The sequence below is a fragment of the Pseudomonas sp. B23(2017) genome (genome assembly GCF_002113725.1).
Taxonomy (GTDB): Bacteria; Pseudomonadota; Gammaproteobacteria; order Pseudomonadales; family Pseudomonadaceae; genus Aquipseudomonas; species Aquipseudomonas putida_Z.
The window spans coordinates 93742-110284 of record NZ_NEJM01000011.1; the positions used below are offsets into that span (position 1 = coordinate 93742).

General features: G+C 67.2%; 13 protein-coding genes. 12 read left to right on the forward strand and 1 reads right to left on the reverse strand.

Annotated elements, in window-relative coordinates; translation table 11 throughout:
- Positions 1 to 40 precede the first annotated feature (40 nt).
- The 12 genes from CAG46_RS18025 to CAG46_RS18120 all read left to right on the forward strand — a co-directional run bounded on the left by CAG46_RS18025 (position 41) and on the right by CAG46_RS18120 (position 11792).
- Positions 41 to 1681, forward strand: coding sequence for a lipoprotein UxpA (locus CAG46_RS18025; RefSeq protein WP_085616704.1), 1641 nt, complete (start codon positions 41 to 43; stop codon positions 1679 to 1681).
- Entirely contained in the window at positions 1678 to 2103 is a 426-nt protein-coding gene (locus tag CAG46_RS18030) for a pilus assembly protein PilZ (protein ID WP_176240886.1), read from the forward strand. The genes CAG46_RS18025 and CAG46_RS18030 overlap by 4 nt, the downstream gene beginning before the upstream one ends.
- A gap of 3 nt (positions 2104 to 2106) precedes the next feature.
- Positions 2107 to 3870 (forward strand): type II secretion system secretin GspD, encoded by a 1764-nt coding sequence (gene gspD / locus CAG46_RS18035; RefSeq protein WP_178080713.1) that lies wholly within the window; start codon positions 2107 to 2109, stop codon positions 3868 to 3870.
- Positions 3870 to 5318, forward strand: coding sequence for a GspE/PulE family protein (locus CAG46_RS18040; RefSeq protein WP_085616700.1), 1449 nt, complete (start codon positions 3870 to 3872; stop codon positions 5316 to 5318). The genes gspD and CAG46_RS18040 overlap by 1 nt, the downstream gene beginning before the upstream one ends.
- Before the next feature lie 3 nt (positions 5319 to 5321).
- Positions 5322 to 6524, forward strand: a complete 1203-nt coding sequence (gene gspF / locus CAG46_RS18045; RefSeq protein ID WP_075043926.1) for a type II secretion system inner membrane protein GspF — start codon at positions 5322 to 5324, stop codon at positions 6522 to 6524.
- 17 nt (positions 6525 to 6541) lie between these two features.
- Positions 6542 to 6976 (forward strand): type II secretion system major pseudopilin GspG, encoded by a 435-nt coding sequence (gene gspG, locus CAG46_RS18050; RefSeq protein WP_013971171.1) that lies wholly within the window; start codon positions 6542 to 6544, stop codon positions 6974 to 6976.
- 3 nt (positions 6977 to 6979) lie between these two features.
- Complete coding sequence (gene gspH, locus CAG46_RS18055) at positions 6980 to 7417, forward strand: type II secretion system minor pseudopilin GspH (RefSeq protein ID WP_085616698.1); 438 nt, start codon at positions 6980 to 6982, stop codon at positions 7415 to 7417.
- The gene (locus CAG46_RS18060) at positions 7414 to 7782 is read left to right on the forward strand and encodes a type II secretion system protein GspI (protein ID WP_085616696.1); all 369 of its coding nucleotides are present in this window, start codon (positions 7414 to 7416) and stop codon (positions 7780 to 7782) included. Before gspH ends, CAG46_RS18060 begins: the two co-directional genes overlap by 4 nt.
- A gap of 1346 nt (positions 7783 to 9128) precedes the next feature.
- Positions 9129 to 9680: a type II secretion pathway protein XcpW gene (locus CAG46_RS18105; RefSeq protein WP_158090804.1), complete on the forward strand. Its 552-nt coding sequence runs from the start codon at positions 9129 to 9131 to the stop codon at positions 9678 to 9680.
- Positions 9677 to 10753, forward strand: coding sequence for a type II secretion system protein GspL (gene gspL, locus CAG46_RS18110; RefSeq protein ID WP_085618214.1), 1077 nt, complete (start codon positions 9677 to 9679; stop codon positions 10751 to 10753). Before CAG46_RS18105 ends, gspL begins: the two co-directional genes overlap by 4 nt.
- On the forward strand, positions 10750 to 11136 hold the full coding sequence (gspM, locus tag CAG46_RS18115) for a type II secretion system protein GspM (protein WP_085618216.1): 387 nt from the start codon (positions 10750 to 10752) through the stop codon (positions 11134 to 11136). The genes gspL and gspM overlap by 4 nt, the downstream gene beginning before the upstream one ends.
- Positions 11133 to 11792, forward strand: a complete 660-nt coding sequence (locus CAG46_RS18120; protein WP_085618218.1) for a general secretion pathway protein GspN — start codon at positions 11133 to 11135, stop codon at positions 11790 to 11792. Before gspM ends, CAG46_RS18120 begins: the two co-directional genes overlap by 4 nt.
- 221 nt (positions 11793 to 12013) lie before the next feature.
- On the opposite strand, the gene CAG46_RS18125 is transcribed toward CAG46_RS18120, so the two are convergent.
- The gene (locus CAG46_RS18125) at positions 12014 to 16537 is read right to left on the reverse strand and encodes a hemagglutinin repeat-containing protein (RefSeq protein ID WP_085618221.1); all 4524 of its coding nucleotides are present in this window, start codon (positions 16535 to 16537) and stop codon (positions 12014 to 12016) included.
- Between the last annotated feature and the right edge of the window lie 6 nt (positions 16538 to 16543).

A 16543-nucleotide genomic window follows, 5' to 3' on the forward strand; every position in this document is an offset into this window, starting at 1 on the left:
CCGGGGCCCTGAATGAACATGGATAAGGATGGCGGGTTCGATGGCAAGCAGTGTGCACAGGCGCGAAGTGATCGGCTGGATGGGTATCGGTGCTTTGGCTCCGTTGCTCGGCGCCTGCTCCGCCCTTCCCGGGCAGCAGGGCGGTAATGCCAGCTTCGACCTGCTGTACGTGGCCGACACCCTCGATGCCCGCCAGCCTGGCCAGGCGGTGGTGCCGGCCACCCGCCTGGGGCCGGTCAGCCACCTGGGCCGCGCCCCATGGATGACCGGCATCAGTGCCAGCATCGCCTACCCGCAACTGGCGCCACTGCTCGATGCCAGCCAGGCTGCATCTGCCCAGCTGGGCGGCTATGCGGTGCTGGCGGCGTTGCTCGAGCAGCTGCGCGGCGAGGCTGGGGCGGGCAACAGCCTGACCCTGGAAAACGGCCAGGGCTGGAATGGCAGTGGCCTGGCCTACCTGACTCAAGGCGAAAGCGGCCTGCAGGGCAGCCAGCTGCTGGGCAGTGAAGCGCGGGTCAGCAGCGACGAGCGCGTTCTGTGGCCACAGCGCAGCCCGGCGCTGTATCGCCAGGCTGGCGCCGTTACCCTGGGCGCCGGGCTGGCAGACACGCAACGCCTGGCGTTGGGCCTGGAAGCCTTGCACGTCTTCGAACGCGGCGGTGCACGTATTGCCGTTGTCGGCGTGACCGACCCCTACGCCCAGGACCAGAAAGCCTCCCTTAAACAGTGGTACCAGTCATTGCAGCCGGTGTTCGAACAAGCCCGGCGCGAGGCCGACCTGGTGGTGGCCATGGCCGATGTCGGTACCGGGCCGGGCCTGTGGCTGGCCGAGCGGGTGTCGCAGATCGACGTGCTGCTGTGCGCCCGCGGCCAGGACCTGTGGCCGGCGCCGGTCGAGGTGAGCCAGGCCAGCGGCCGCCGCGTGCCGGTGCTGTTCGCCGGTTGCCGGGGCAGCGGCGCCTTCCGCCTGCGCTGCCAGCGCGTGGCCGGGCTGTGGCAGTTCGACGGGCGTTTCTTCCCGGCCTTTGAGCAACAGCTGGCACCCGCCGCGCAACAGCGCGTCGGGGCATTGCAGGCAGAATTGCGCCAGCAGCGCGCCGGCCACGCGGCCTGGCTCGATCAACCGCTGGCCCGCGCGCCCCAGGCGCTGTGGCGCCGCGATACCCGAGGCGGCAGCTGGGACCGCCTGCTGCATCAGGCCCTGGCCGACGACAGCAGAATGCCGGTGTTGCTGCCGGGCCTGCGTTACGACTACCCGCTGCCCGCCGGGGCGGCCATTACCCGCGAACACCTGATCAGCCTCACCGGTGGCTACCCGGCACCGGTGGTCGAAGCGCCGGCCCGGCAGGTCGAGCAAGTGTTGGAAAACGCCGCGGAGCAACTGTTCGGCGACCCGCTGCTGCTGGACAACAGCCAGGACCTGCCGCGCTGGCAGGGCCAGGCCTGGCGTGTCAGCTACAGCCCGCAAGGCAAGCGCATCAGTGGCCTGGAACCGGTGCAGGGCCTGTGCCGCACCTTTGGCCTGCAATTCGAAACCCAGGCCGGCGAGCCGCTGTGGCAACGGGTCGAAGCCTGGCTCGCCCGCCAGGCGAGCGACTGGCAACTGGCGCCGCTGCAACTGCCCGAAGTGCGCTACGTGCAGGGGCACCCGGGCTGGCACCCAAGGCAACTGGCCTCGTGATGCTCGCCTCGCGCCTGCTGACTGGCGCTGGCCTGACCCTGGCCGGCTGGCTGGCCGCCCAGTGCGTGCTGCAACTGGGCCGCCAGCCGCAACCGGCCACTGCGCCCGCCGCGCCCGACAAGCCGCTGCCTGGCTTGATGGTCGGCCATTGGCAGGTACCCGTCGACGACGGCGCCATCGCCATCACCCGTCTGCCATTGCAATACCTGGGTGGCCTCAAGGCCCAGCCGCTGGCCTCCAGCGTGGTGGTGCTGCGCTATGGCGAGCAGGTGCGCACCTTGGCCCGCGGCCAGCGCCTGGCACCAGGGATCGTGCTGCAGGACATCGACAGCGATGGCCTGATTTTCAACAACCAGGGGCGGCGTGAACGCCTGCCCTGGCCGCCACGCCCCGCCGTGACCGGCTTCAAGCGGCAAGGATGAACGATGCCTGTTAGATATTGCGTGGCGGCCGCGCTGAGCCTGGCCCTGTCCATGGCCTGTGCTGAAGAGCCGGTGTTCGACGACAACGGTACGCCGATGTACGAGGTGAACTTCGTCGACACCGAACTGGGCGAGTTCATCGACAGCGTGTCGCGCATCACCGGCACCACCTTCATCGTCGACCCCCGGGTCAAGGGCAAGGTCACCGTGCGCACCGTCGACCTGCACGACGCCGATGCCATCTACGACATCTTCCTGGCCCAGCTGCGTGCCCAGGGCTACGCCACTGTCGACCTGCCCAACGGCAGCGTGAAGATCGTTCCCGACCAGGCCGCTCGCCTGGAGCCTGTGCCGGTGGAGGCGGGAGGGCAGCAGGGGGAAGGCAGCGACAGCGTGGCCACGCGGGTATTCAATGTGCGCAACGCCGCCAGCGAGCAGGTGCTGGGCATTCTCAAACCCCTGATCGACCCACGGGTCGGTGTGATCACACCTTATCCGGCGGCGCACCAGTTGGTAGTTACCGACTGGCGCAGCAACCTGGAACGTATCGCCAGCTTGCTGCGCCAGCTTGACCGCCCCCAGGACGCACCAGGCAGCGGCAGTACCCAGGTCATCTACCTGCGCCATGCCAATGCTGGCGAAGTGGTCAAGGTGTTGCGCGGGCTCAGCCAGGAAGGCATGGCGCCTTCTGAAGGTGCGGGCGAAGCAGAGGGCAAGGACAGGCCCGTAGTGCCTGTCGCCGGAGGTTCGGGCATCCGCCTGGAATACGAAGAAGGCACCAACGCCGTGGTCATGGTTGGCCCCGACAGCGAGCTGGCCGCCTACCGTGCGATCGTCGAGCAGCTGGACATCCGCCGTGCCCAGGTAGTGGTGGAAGCGATCATCGCCGAGGTGTCCGACAGCAGCGCCCAGGAACTGGGCGTGCAGTGGCTGTTCGCTGACGAGAAGTTCGGTGCCGGTATCGTCAATTTCGGCAGCAACGGGGTAAATATCGCCAGCATCGCCGGGGCCGCTGCCAGTGGCGACAACGAGGCCCTTGGCGATTTGCTGTCCAGCACCACCGGCGCCATGGCGGGTATCGGCCATTTCGGCGGCGGCTTCAACTTCGCCATGCTGGTCAACGCGCTGAAGGGCAAGAGCGGCTTCAACCTGCTGTCCACGCCCACCCTGCTGACCCTGGACAACGCCGAGGCGTCGATCCTGGTCGGCCAGGAAGTGCCCTTCGTCACTGGATCGGTGACGCAGAACAACGCCAACCCGTACCAGACCATCGAGCGCAAGGAAGTCGGGGTGAAGCTGCGCATCAAGCCGCAGATCAATGTCGACAACAGCGTGCGCCTGGACATCGTCCAGGAAGTGTCGTCGATTGCCGACACTACGGCTGCCAGCGACGTGATCACCAACAAGCGCGAGATCAAGACCAAGGTCATGGTCGAGGACAACGGCCTGGTGATCCTCGGCGGCCTGATCAGCGACGAACTGAGCACCAGCGACCAGCGTGTGCCGCTGCTTGGCGATATCCCTTACCTGGGCCGGCTGTTCCGCTCCGACGCCACCAAGAACACCAAGCAGAACCTTATGGTGTTCATCCGCCCGCGCATCCTGCGTGACGGGCCGAGCCTGGCCGGGCTCAGCGAAGACAAGTACCGCACCTTGCAACAGACCACACCGCTGCAGTTGCCCGACCTTGCGGATGCGCAAAACGCTACGCCGTTGCTGCAGGTGTTCCCCTCCAGCCGTGCACGGCTGGAAGGCGGTGACTGGTGATGCTGCCTTATCGCCAGGCACGGCAGAGCGGGGTGGCCATGGCCCCTGCGGAGCAGGGCTGGCAGCTATGGTTGCGGCACGACGCCGACAGCGCCCAATTGCAGGAGCTGCTGCGTGTACACGGCCAGCCCAGTCTGCTCGAATACCTGGAGCCTGCACTGTTCGACGAACGCCTCGGCCAGCTGTACCAGGCCGGCGATGCAGCCACCGAGGCGCTGATCGAAGGCATCGGCGACCAGGTCGACCTGGACAGCCTGATGAGCGAAATGCCGCGCATCGAGGACCTGCTGGAAAGCGACGACGAAGCCCCGGTGATCCGCCTGATCAACGGCCTGTTCGGCCAGGCCCTGCGCCTGCGCGCTTCGGACATTCATATAGAAACCTTCGAGCAGAGCCTGGTGGTGCGCCTGCGGGTCGATGGCCACCTGCGCGAAGTGTTGCGCCCACCGCGTGCGCTGTCGGCCATGCTGGTGTCGCGGATCAAGGTCATGGCCCGTCTGGACATTGCCGAAAAGCGCCAGCCCCAGGATGGCCGCATCACCCTGCGCGCGGCGGGGCGCGAAGTGGATGTGCGGGTCTCGACGCTGCCCGGCATCCACGGCGAACGGGTGGTGATGCGCGTGCTCGACAAGCAGGCCAGCCTGCTGGCGCTGGTCAACCTGGGCATGCCGGCAGCGGTGTTGCAGGGCCTGCGCAGTTGCCTGGCGCGGCCCAACGGCATCGTGCTGTCCACGGGGCCGACCGGTTCGGGCAAGACCACTACCCTGTATGCCAGCCTCAACAGCCTCAACGACGGCAGCCGCAACATCCTCACTGTCGAGGACCCGGTGGAATACGCTATCGCCGGCATCGGCCAGACCGCCATCAACCCGCGTGCCGGGCTGACCTTTGCCAGCGGCCTGCGAGCCATCCTGCGCCAGGACCCGGACGTGATCATGCTCGGCGAAATCCGTGACCAGGAGACCGCGCAGATCGCCGTGCAGGCCAGCCTCACCGGCCACCTGGTGTTGTCCACGCTGCACACCAACAGTGCGGTGGGCGCGGTGACCCGCCTGCGCGACATGGGCATCGAACCGTTCCTGATCGCCTCGTGCCTGCGCGGCGTACTGGCCCAGCGCCTGGTGCGGCGCTTGTGCAGTTGCGCCGTGGCGCACCCGCTGCAGCCGGCGGAACGCGACCTGTGGCCCGAGCTGGCGGCGCTGGGCAGCAGCTACCACGCGGTGGGCTGCGAGAAATGCCAATGCAGCGGGTATGTCGGGCGCCTGGGCCTGTATGAATTCATCGAGCTGGATGCCGGGCTGATCGGCCTGTTGTACGACGGCGCCAGTGAACTGGCCATGCAGGCCTACCTGGCCGAGCGCCGGCAGAGCCTGGTGGCGATGGCCAGCGACTGCCTGGCCCGTGGCGAGACCAGCCTGGCCGAAGTACTGCGCGTGGTGCAGGGCTGAGCCATGCCGACCTATCGCTACCAGGCCGTCGACCTCGCCGGCAAGACCCACAAGGCCAGCTTGCAGGCCGACAGCGAACGCCATGCCCGCCAGTTGCTGCGTGAACAGGGCCTGTTCGCCCGCCGCTTGCAGCGTCACGAAGCCGGCACCCGACAACCACGACGTCAGCGCCTGAGCCGCGCCCAGCTGTGCGAACTGACTCGGCAGCTGGCCACCCTGACCGGTGCTGGCATCCCTCTGGTCGACGCCCTGGCTACCCTGGAACGGCAACTGCGCCAGCCCGCCCTGCACAGTGTGCTGGTGGCCTTGCGCGGCTCGTTGGCCGAAGGCCTGGGCCTGGCCCGCAGCCTGGCGCGTCAGGGGGCACCGTTTACCGGCCTTTACTGCGCGCTGGTCGAGGCCGGCGAGCGCTCCGGGCGCCTGGCCCAGGTGCTGACCCGCCTCGCCGACCACCTGGAGCAGGTTCAACGACAGCAGCACAAGGCACGTACCGCGCTGATCTACCCCACCGTGTTGATGGGGGTGTCGCTTGCCGTGGTGGTAGGCCTGATGACCTTCGTCGTACCCAAGCTCACCGAACAATTCGCCCATGCCGGGCAGAGCCTGCCGCTCATTACATCGCTGCTGATCGGCCTGAGCCAAGGGCTGGTGCAGGCCGGGCCCTGGCTTTTGGGGCTGGCCCTGTTGCTCGGCGCGCTCGGCGGCTGGTTGCTGCGCAAGCCGCACTGGTGCCTGCGCCGCGACCAGCTGCTGCTACGCCTGCCACATATCGGCAGCCTGCTGCAGGTGCTGGAAAGCGCGCGCCTGGCACGCAGCCTGGCAATCCTCAGCGGCAGCGGCGTGGCCCTGCTCGAAGCCCTGCAAGTGGCCACCGAAACCGTCGGCAACCGGCGTATCCGCCTGGCCATGGAGCAGGTGCGCCAGCAGGTGCAGGGCGGCACCAGCCTGCATCGCGCGCTGGATGCCAGCCAGCAGTTCCCGCCGCTGCTGGTGAACATGGTCGGCAGCGGCGAGGCCAGCGGCACTTTGGCCGACATGCTCGAGCGCGTGGCCGACGACCAGGAGCGCGGCTTCGCCCGCCAGGTCGATACCGCCATGGCGCTGTTCGAACCCCTGATGATCCTGGTGATGGGCGCCGTGGTGCTGTTCATCGTGCTGGCGGTGCTGTTGCCGATCATGCAACTCAACCAGGGCCTGCAACTGTGACGACAAGGAGTACTGCCATGCAGCATCGACGTAACCGCCAGCGCGGTTTCACCCTCATGGAAATCATGGTGGTGATCTTCATCATCGGCCTGCTGATCGCCGTGGTCGCGCCCAGCGTGCTGGGCAACCAGGACAAGGCCATGAAGCAGAAAGTGATGGCCGACCTGGCCACCCTGGAGCAGGCGCTGGACATGTACCGCCTGGACAACCTGCGCTTCCCCAGTAGCGAGCAGGGCCTGGCCGCGCTGGTGAAAAAGCCGGCCCAGGAACCGCTGCCACGGGCCTGGCGCAGCGACGGCTACGTGCGCCGCCTGCCGGAAGACCCGTGGGGCACCCCGTACCAGTACCGCATGCCCGGCGAACATGGCCGGGTCGACGTGTACTCGCTGGGCGCCGACGGCCTGCCGGGCGGCGAAGGCCAGGATGCCGACCTGGGTAACTGGGAGCTGTAACGGGTGCGTCGTCAGCGGGGCTTCAGCCTGATCGAATTGCTGGTGGTGCTGGCAATCGCCGGGCTGATGACCGGATTGGCTGTGGCCGGGTTTGGCAACAGCCAGGCCAGTGTCGACCAGGCGCTGCAACGGCTGGCGAGCGAGACCCGGGCGCAGGCCGCGCTGGCCCGGCATGCCGGGCAGCTGCGCGGGCTGCGCTGGAATGGCCAGCGCCCGGAGTTCGTCCGGCGCGAGGGTAATGGCTGGGAGGTCGAAGCTGTCGCCCTTGGTGACTGGCCCAAGGGCTTGCGCCCGGACTGGCCGGCCGGCCCGCAGCCGCGCCTGTTGTTCACCCCGCATGGCTGGGCGCAACCGGGCAACGTGCGCTGGCGCTGGGCCGATGGCAGCCAGCAATGGGCCTGGAGCCGCGATGGCCGCTTGCAGGTGGTGGTCGCCCCATGAAGCGGCATCAGCGTGGCTTTACCCTGCTGGAGGTGACCGTGGCCCTGGCGATTGCCGCGGTGCTGGCGGTGATCACCAGCCAGGTTTTGCGCCAGCGCCTGGCGGTGCAGGACAACCTGCAGCAACACCGCCTTGGCCTGCTATGCGCGCGAGAACTGCAAACCCGCTTTGCCGTCGAGCAGTACTGGCCGGCGGCAAACCAGGCTGGCGGTGAACTGAGCCAGGGCGGCCAGCGCTGCCACTGGCAACTGCAGCTGCGCCGCACCGGCGTACGCGACCTGCGCCGCGGCGAGCTGCTGTTGTTCGCCGACCGCGACCAGCGCCTGCCGCTTGGCCAGTACACCGTGTTCCTGGCGCGGCCATGAGTTACAGAAACCGTGAAGCTTGCGCGGCCCCTGTGGGAGCGGGCATGCCCGCGAAGCCGGCGACTCGGTGTATGGCACCGGCTTCGCCGGTGTTCGCGGGTGAACCCGCTCCCACAGAGGCCCGGTTCCACCCTGCGCAGGTGCCTGCCCCTGGATCCGCCATGAGTTACAGAGATCGTGAAGCTTGTGCTGCCCCTGTGGGAGCGGGCATGCCCGCGAAGCAGGCGACTCGGTGTATTGCACCGGCTTCGCCGGTGTTCGCGGGCGCGCCCGCTCCCACAGAGGCCCGGTTCCACCCCGCGCAGGTGCCTGCCCCTGGATCAGCCGTGAGTGACAGAGATCGTGAAGCTTGCGCTGCCCCTGTGGGAGCGGGTTTACCCGCGAAGCAGGCGACTCGGTGTATGGCACCGGCTTCGCCGGTGTTCGCGGGCGCGCCCGCTCCCACAGAGACCCAGTTCCACCCCGCGCAGGTGCCTGCCCTTGGATTAGCAGTGAGTTACAGAGATCGTGAAGCTTGCGCGGTCCCTGTGGGAGCGGGTTTACCCGCGAAGCAGGCGACTCGGTGTATGGCACCGGCTTCGCCGGTGTTCGCGGGTGAACCCGCTCCCACAGAGGCCCGGTTCCACCCCGCGCAGGTGCCTGCCCTTGGATTAGCAGTGAGTCACAGAGATCGTGAAGCTTGCGCGGTCCCTGTGGGAGCGGGTTTACCCGCGAAGCAGGCGACTCGGTGCATTGCACCGGCTTCGCCGGTGTTCGCGGGTGAACCCGCTCCCACAGAGGCCCGGTTCCACCCCGCGCAGGTGCCTGCCCCTGGATCAGCCGTGAGTGACAGAGATCGTGAGGCTTGTGCTGCCCCTGTGGGAGAGGGTTTACCCACGAAGCAGGCGACTCGGTGCATGGCACCGGCTTCGCCGGTGTTCGCGGGCGCGCCCGCTCCCACAGAGGCCCAGTTTTACCCCGCGCAGGAGCGTGCGCCTGGATCAGCCGTGAGTGACAGAGATCGTGAAGCTTGCGCGGTCCCTGTGGGAGCGGGTTTACCCGCGAAGCAGGCGACTCGGTGTATGGCACCGGCTTCGCCGGTGTTCGCGGGTGAACCCGCTCCCACAGAGACCCGGTTCCACCCCGCGCAGGTGCCTGCCCCTGGATCAGCCGTGAGTGACAGAGATCGTGAAGCTTGCGCGGTCCCTGTGGGAGCGGGCATGCCCGCGAAGCAGGCGACTCGGTGCATGGCACCGGCTTCGCCGCTGTTCGCGGGCGCGCCCGCTCCCACAGGGAGGGCGCATACCCGTCAGCCTTGGACCCAGCCCAGCAAGCACCGCCAGGCCGGCCTTACCCTGATCGAGCTGATGGTCGCCCTGGCATTTACTGCTGTGCTCGGCATCATGCTCTCCGCCCTGGTAAACGGCTGGCTCAAGGTTCGCGAGCGCCTGCAGGTCACCACGCAGGAAACCTCGGTGCTGGACTTTTGCCTGGCCTTGGAGCGTCGCTTCGATAGCCCGGTAATGCGCCGGGTCTACGACCAGCGCCTGCCCTTGGCCAGCCGCTGGCTGGACTGGCAACCGGCAAGCAACCAGTTGCTCTGGGTCGCCAGCACCGGCATGCCGGAAGCCGAGGGCGGCTCGCGCCTGCAGCGCCAGCGCCTGCGCTTCGAGGCCCGCGAGCAGCGCCTGCTGCTGGAAAGCTCGGCCGATCTCTATGCCGCCGCCGCCCCACGCTGGGTCCAGCGCGAGCGGCTCGACCGGGTCAGCGCCATGAATGTTCTTTATTACCAGGGCGGCCGCTGGCTGGCCTGGCCTTCCGACCAACCTGCGCACCCCGGCCGTGGCGTGCGTCTGGAACTGCAGCGTGACGGAGCACCCTATGTCTGCACCTTCGCCCTCCCGTGGGGGCGCTCATGAAGTTTGAATGGCGGCGGCGTAGCCCGGCCCAGTCGTGGTTGTTGCTGCGACCAGGCGTTGTCTGGCACTGGGCGCTGGCCGAGGGCGGCCTTGTGCAACGCCATGGGCAGGGCGAGCCCCCGGCGAACCTGCAGGCCCGTGTGGCGTTGATCCTGCCTGCCGAGGCCTGCAGCTACTTCCGCGTGCCGGCACCGCCGGGGCTCAAGCGTGAAGAATGGCCGTTGTTGCTCGAAGACCGACTGCTGCAGGCCATCGACGAGGTGACATGCGCTTGCCTGGCCCGCGAACCCGGCCATCTTCGGTTACTGGTAGTGGCCCGTCAGCAACTGGAGAACTGGCGCGGGCAGTGCGCCGAATGGGGCTTGCAGGTGGCACGGTGCTGGGCAGAACTACAGCTGCTGCCGCCCCCCGAGTCGGGACATGCCTGGCAATGGCAGCGCACACCCGGCATGTATTTGTACAAAGGGCTGGCCGAAGACAGGCAGGAGCACTGGCTAGCCTGGCCGGACGCATTGGGCGAGGTGCCACGGCAACCGTGGGCGGAGCTGCAAAAGGTCGCGCTGAGCGGCGACTGGCCCAGTACGCTGGCACCGCTCGATACATTGCCAGGCCTGTTCGAGCGTACCCGCAAGGTGCGCTCGCTGCCGGTGATTTCCCGGCCGCAGCAACGGCTGCTCGCGGCCTGTCTGGTACTGGCTGCCGTCTGGGGCGGGCTGTGGTTGAGCAAGCAATGGGCCCAGGCGCAACTCTGGCGCAGCCAGGTCATCGCCGTGACTGGTGAGCAGGCCAGCCCCCGGCACGCCGCGCAGGCCCTCAAGCGCCTGCGCGAAAGTGAATTGCAACAGCAGCTGCGCACGCGCCAGCTCGAAGACCTGCAGACGGCGTTGCAGGCCTGGCTGCGTGACCACCCCGGCTGGCGCCTGCAAGCGGTGCGTTTCGATGGCCAGCGTTGGCACCTGCGTCTGGAGGGTGAAGGCAGTGCGCCGCCATGGAGCGAGATGGCAACAGCTGCCGGGGCCTCGGTCCAGATGCAGGACGGCCAAGTGGTGTTCGACCTGGGAGCAGCCTCATGAACCGGGACTGGATACAGCGTCATCGCTTGAAGTTCGCATGGGCACTGATTGCCCTGTTGCTGACCTCCCTGGCCCTGCGCACAGGCCTTGCGCAATGGCGCGAGCTCAGCCAGTGGCGCGGGCTGGCCGAACAGGCCGCCAGCCTGCAAGGCGGCCCTGGGTTGAGCCTGGAGCGGCTCCGACAGTCTGCCCAGGCGCGGCAGATCGAACTGGCCGAGGTCGATGCGCAGGGCAAGACCTGGCAACTGCGTGGGAATGTGGCCGACGAGCGAGTGCTGCAAGGCTGGTTGCAGACCCTGCGTGCAGAAGGCGTACAGCCATTGCAGTGGGGGCTGGAACAGCATGAAAAGAGATTGCGCTTCGACCTGGTGGTGCGGCCATGAGCCGAAGAAGTGTGGCGTGGGTGCTGCTGGTTTTCGCCGTGACATTGGTGGTGGAGCTGCCGGCCAGCTGGGTGGTGCGGGGGATAGGCCTGCCAGCGCGTGAGGTCAGCGGCAGCCTGTGGCAAGGCCAGGCGCAGCAACTGGGACCGGTCGGGCCATTGCGTTGGGCGGTGCAGCCCTGGCGCTTGCAGGCGAACGCGCAGCTGGGCTTCCAGGGCCAGGCCTGGCAGTTGCGCGCCGAAGGCTGGCCATGGCGCTGGCGGCTGGAGGCGACGGCCATGGGGGCCCAGGCGACGGTGGCGACGGATTACCGCTTGGCCGGCCAGTGGCAGGGCACGTTGCGGGTGCAGGGGGCAGGGCGGCAATGCCGTGCCAGCGAAGGCCGCATGACGGTAACCGACCTTGCCCTGAGCGAGCCCTGGTCACTGGGCTTGGGGCAGGGCTGGCTGGAAATGGATTGCCGCAGCGGCTGGCATCTGCGCGGGCAGCTGGCGCAGCAGGGGCAGCATCAGTTGGCCGTGGATGCCGACCTGCCCGCGCGACGGGCACAGGTGGTGGTCGAGTTGCAGCCGGAGGCGGCGCTGACGCCTTTGCTGCGTGGGGTGCAGTGGCTTGGGCCGCAGGCGCTGGCAGGGCAGCGAGACTTGCGCTGGTAGACTGATGTTATCGCCGGCCAGCTGGCTCGGCGTGTGTAGGAGCGGCCTTGTGTCGCGAAAGGGCTGCAAAGCAGCCCCCGGGTTTCAGCGCATATGCACAAATTGCTGGGGCTGCTTTGCAGCCCTTTCGCGACACAAGGCCGCTCCTACAACCAATCAACTGTCTGGCCCAAATGCTAAAAGAGGGCACGAAGCCCGTGCCCTCCAGCGCGGCGCCTGCTTCAGTTTTTCTTGCCCTGCACACTCGAAGCCCACTGCTCACTGCGATTGTGCCCACTGGTCCTCAACAACCCCAGGTCCAGTGCATTTTCCCCATCCGCCGCACCCTTGCCCTTGGCTAGCTCGGCCACTGCCGTGCCCAGGTCCACCGGTGAGTTGGACGCATCGATCGACACATCCCGGCGATAGTCGTTACCGCTCAGTGTTTCGCGGGTAACCGAGTTGGCGTCGAGCACCACATCGCCTTTGGCCGACTGCAAGCGTGCCCCCACCAGGTGAGCGTTGCCACCAACCTGCAGGTCGATACCGTCGCTACCTTTGAGCGTGGTCTGCTGGCCTACGCTGTCGCGCTGCGCGTGCGACACGTCGAGGCTGAAGGTGGGCGAGAGCCCCGGGTCTGCCTTGCTCAGGGCGGAGCCAGCTTTTTCATTCACCTTGCTCCCCAGCGGCCCTGCCACCGAAGTGGCCGCGTTGACGTAGCCTCGCGGGTTTTTCTCCTGGCTCAGCCGGGCATCGCCTTTCACGCTCAGAGTATTGACGTTGTCCTTGCGGCTGGCGATGCGCAGGTCGCCGTCGATCACTCCATCGATACGCCCCGTCTCCAGGGTGACGCCTTCGAGGCGGGTATCGCCACGGCTTTGCAGGTCGATGCGCTCGGCGCGCAGGTCGCTGGCGTTCCAGGTGAGGTTGTCGCGCTTGTCGAGCTCCACCTTTAGGCGGCCATGCAGGCCGCGGGTGTCGAGCGCGCCCTTGGCCATGTCGAAGCCGGCTCCGGCGGTGATGTCGAGGTTGTCACGTCGCTCCTGGCTGGAGGACGCTTCCACCAGCATGCCGCCATTCGATGCGTCGAGGGTTATCTGTTCGGCCGAGGCCTGCAGGCCTTCAAGGTGCAGGGCGATATCCTCGCGGGCGCTGCTGCCCAGGGTCACTGTGCCGTTGCTGGCGAACAGGGCATTCACCGCCTGGCGTGCCTCTTCTTCCTGCTTGCCGTGGCTGAAGTGGCCGCCGATGGCACCGCCCTTGGTGTTGCCAGCCTTGACCGCCAGCTCCACGCCGCCGCCCATCTTGGCGCCGGTAGCGTTCTGGGTGTCGCTGGCCGCCTTGACCTGCAGCCGACCGCCGCTTTGCAGTTGAATGTCGCCGGTCTTGGCCTCACGGCTGCCAATGCGGGTGCCTTCGAGCAACAGGTCGCCGCCACTGCTCAGCTGTATCTGGCCCTTGGCGTCGATCTGCGCCACCTGGGCCTTGCTCTGTGTGCTCTGGTTCTGGCCGTGGTCGAGGTAGCCCCGGCCATCGACGCCGGTGCTGCCCGGGCGGTTGCCGACCTTGGCCCAGGCATTGCCGTCGAGCTGGCGTGACTGCTGTTCGGTCTGGTCGTTTGCCTGTGGCAATGTCAGCGAACCGGCACTGCTGATGACCACGCTGCCTTCACCGCCATCGATGCGCGTCCCTTCATAATGGCCAGAGCTGCCCAGTTGCACCTGGATACCCTGTTGCCCATACAGGCTGCCGGGTACGGCGCTGCTGGCGCTGTCCTTCTTGTCCAGCGAGCCGCCTTTGCCGGCGGCGCGTGCATTCAGGTCTTCGCCGGTGCTGGTGTCCAGGCGCACATCGCCGCCGTAGGCCAGGCGTTGCACGGTATTTTCCTGGGTGTTCTCGGCCGCCTGCATCTGGTGTTGTCGGGCCTCGATCTGCAGCTTGCCGGCGTTGGCGCGCCAGGCGGTGCCCTGGTCGGTGATGTTGTCGGCCTTGACTTCGACCTTGGCCCCGGCCAACTCGCTCACCTGGGCAAAGCCGCGGCGCTGGTTTTCCAGGCGCTTGAGGTGGTCCACGGTCATGTCGGCGCCAACGCTGGGCGGCGCCATGGCGTCTTCGGGGGAGGCTTGCTGGAAGCGTGCGGCTTCTTCGCCCAGCACCAGGCGTTCGATGGGGCGGGTAAGGTCGCGGTACTCGACACTGGCGCCGAGGCTGCCCGACCAGTCGTTACGGCGTTGTTCACGTTCCTCGGTATCCTGCACCGCGCGGTTGTCGATGCGTTTGGCCGTTACCTGCAGGGTGTTGCCGGCCTTGACGCGTGCGGCCTCTGTGACCAGTTCATCGCCATTCAGCTTCAAGTCGCCGCTGGCCCGCAATGTGCTGCGTTGCACCTTGCTGTCGCGTTCGGTCTGCACCTGGCGGTTGTGATGGCCTTCGAACAAGCTGCCCAGCCGGTCGATGCCGCCGGTCACCGTCAGGCCGCCGCCACTGTTGGTGGTGCTGGTGGTTTTGTCGCGGTCGTTGCGGGTTGCCCCCAGGGTCACCTTTTGGGCCTGCACATCGAGGTCGCCTGCGACGGCCTTCACCGTGGAACCGTTGACTTGCAGGTGAGCCCCGCTGCCAAGGCTCACCGACGCGCCCTCGAGCTCACTGGCAACCTGGCTGGTGGTGCGCTGCTTGCTGCTGGTGGTGGCGACGTCATAGGCAATGCCGGCCGAATATTGGCGGGACTCGGGCTTGCCATCCTCGGCCTCCTGGGTCTGCTTGGCGCTGGCAGTGAAACCACGTTGCTGGTTGCGGGTTTCGCGCTCGTCAACCGCTTGCGCGCTGGTAATCAGCAGGTCGCCCTTGGCCTCTACCTGCAGGTGCCCGCCCGCTGCGACCTTGGCGCCCTGGATGCGCATTTCCTCGGCGCTGGCCAGGCGCAGATTGGTGGCCGAGCTGACGTCGCTGGTAAGTACCTGTTGCGTACGCTCGGTGTTCTCGTGGTCGCTGCCAATCAGGCCGAACAGCTTGCTGTCGCTGGTCCGGTCGGTGGAGGTGGTGCGGCCATGGTCGGCTTCGATGGCCAGTGCACCTTTCGTGCTGTAGAGCACCGCGTCCTCCTTGCCGTGCACGGTACTGCCCTTGATGGCCACCTGGTCAGCTACCACGGCCAGCTTGCCATCCGCCGTGACACTGCTGCCGGCAACGGCCTGGCCTTCGCTGTCGTTACCCTTGCGGTCGGCAAAGAAGGTGCCGGATACCAGATCGCCACGATAGTCGCGCCGGGTACCGCGCTCCTGCAGCGCGGTGGTACCGATGGTTGCCTCCTTGGCTTCGATTGTCATGTCGCCGCGGCTGTGCAGGCTGCTGCCTTTCACATCGACGGTATTCTTGGCCTTCAGCGTCATGCGCTGGGCCTGGAGCGCACTGCCTTGCGCGGTTTCCTTGTACTGGTCGGTATCGCTGTCACCGCGCCACAAATCCTTGCGGTGGCGAACCTGCTCTTCGGTGTGCTGGCTGTCGATGCCGGCAGCGATGGCCAGGTTGGCGCCGCTGTCGAGGGTCAGCTCATTGCCAGCATCCACCTTGGCAGCCACCAGGCGCATGTCGTCAGCGGATTGCAGCAGCACGCCGTCCTTGCCTTGCAAGCTGCTGCCCTGTTGCTGCTGCTGGGTGGTGGTGGTTTCGCGGTTGTAGGTTTCGCGGGTGACGAACAGGAACTTCTTGTTCCAGCTGTCGCTGTCGCGCTCGATGTTCTCGCGGGTCGTGGCATCCAGCGTGAGCTTCTTGCCGGCCTTGGCCTCGATTCGTCGAGCTTGCCCATCGACGGTTTCGAGGGTCAGGTCATCGGCAGCGGTCAGCCGCAGATCACCCTGTTCGCTGTGCAGTTCGACGGGGCTGTCGGCCTTGCCGCTGACTTGCAGGGCGCCGGCCGACTGGATGTCGACCCCGTCGATACCCAGCAGCTGCGATGCCCCCACACGCACACCGGCACCTTCTGCGGTGCTCACCACGCGAATGCGCCCGGCGCGCATGGCGCCGAACAGGCTGGCATCGATGCTGGACGGGGTGCCGGGCAGGTGTTCGACAATTTCGCCGCTGGTGCTGTCGATGCGGTTGCGACCGACGGTGATATCGATGGAGTTGCGCGCCATCAGCAGCCCTTTGCCGTCCACGCGCGGGGCGATCAGCTCGAGGGCGCCGTTGGGGTTTCGCTGGCCGCCCTCGAGCACTTGCAGGGTACCGCTGGCGTTCAGCGTGTCGAGGTACTTCAGTTGCTGGCCCTCGAACTCGGGGCTGCCCACCACGAAGCCGGCGCGTGTGGTGTTGATGAAACTGCCGCCGTTGAGGGTGATGCCGTTGGGGTTGGCCAGGATGTAGTCGGCCGGGCGGCCGAAGATTTCCTGCGGCCCTTCGATCAGCGAGGCGTTGCGGCTGACCACCTCGTTGAGGATGGTCGAGGCGGCCTGGCCCTGGAATTGCGGGTTGGCCGCCAGGGCACCGGCCAGCTCCGACTGCCCGGCCTGGGTGGCATTGTTCAGCACCACCCCGGAGCGGTCGACGTTGTAATCGAGGAACTGGTTGTGCGACAGCCCGTTGGCGTTTGGCGCGACAATATCGATGACCGGGACGCCGTGGCCGTCGTTGATGACCGGTGTGCCGCCGGGGCCGCTGGTTGCTGTCAGGCCGCCCTGGGCCAGTGCGGCGCCGGGCCCGAGAAGGGCGAGGAAGATGGCCCAGCGCAAGGTATCTGGGTGGGAAGACGACTGCGAGAGTGTTTGCATGTTCTC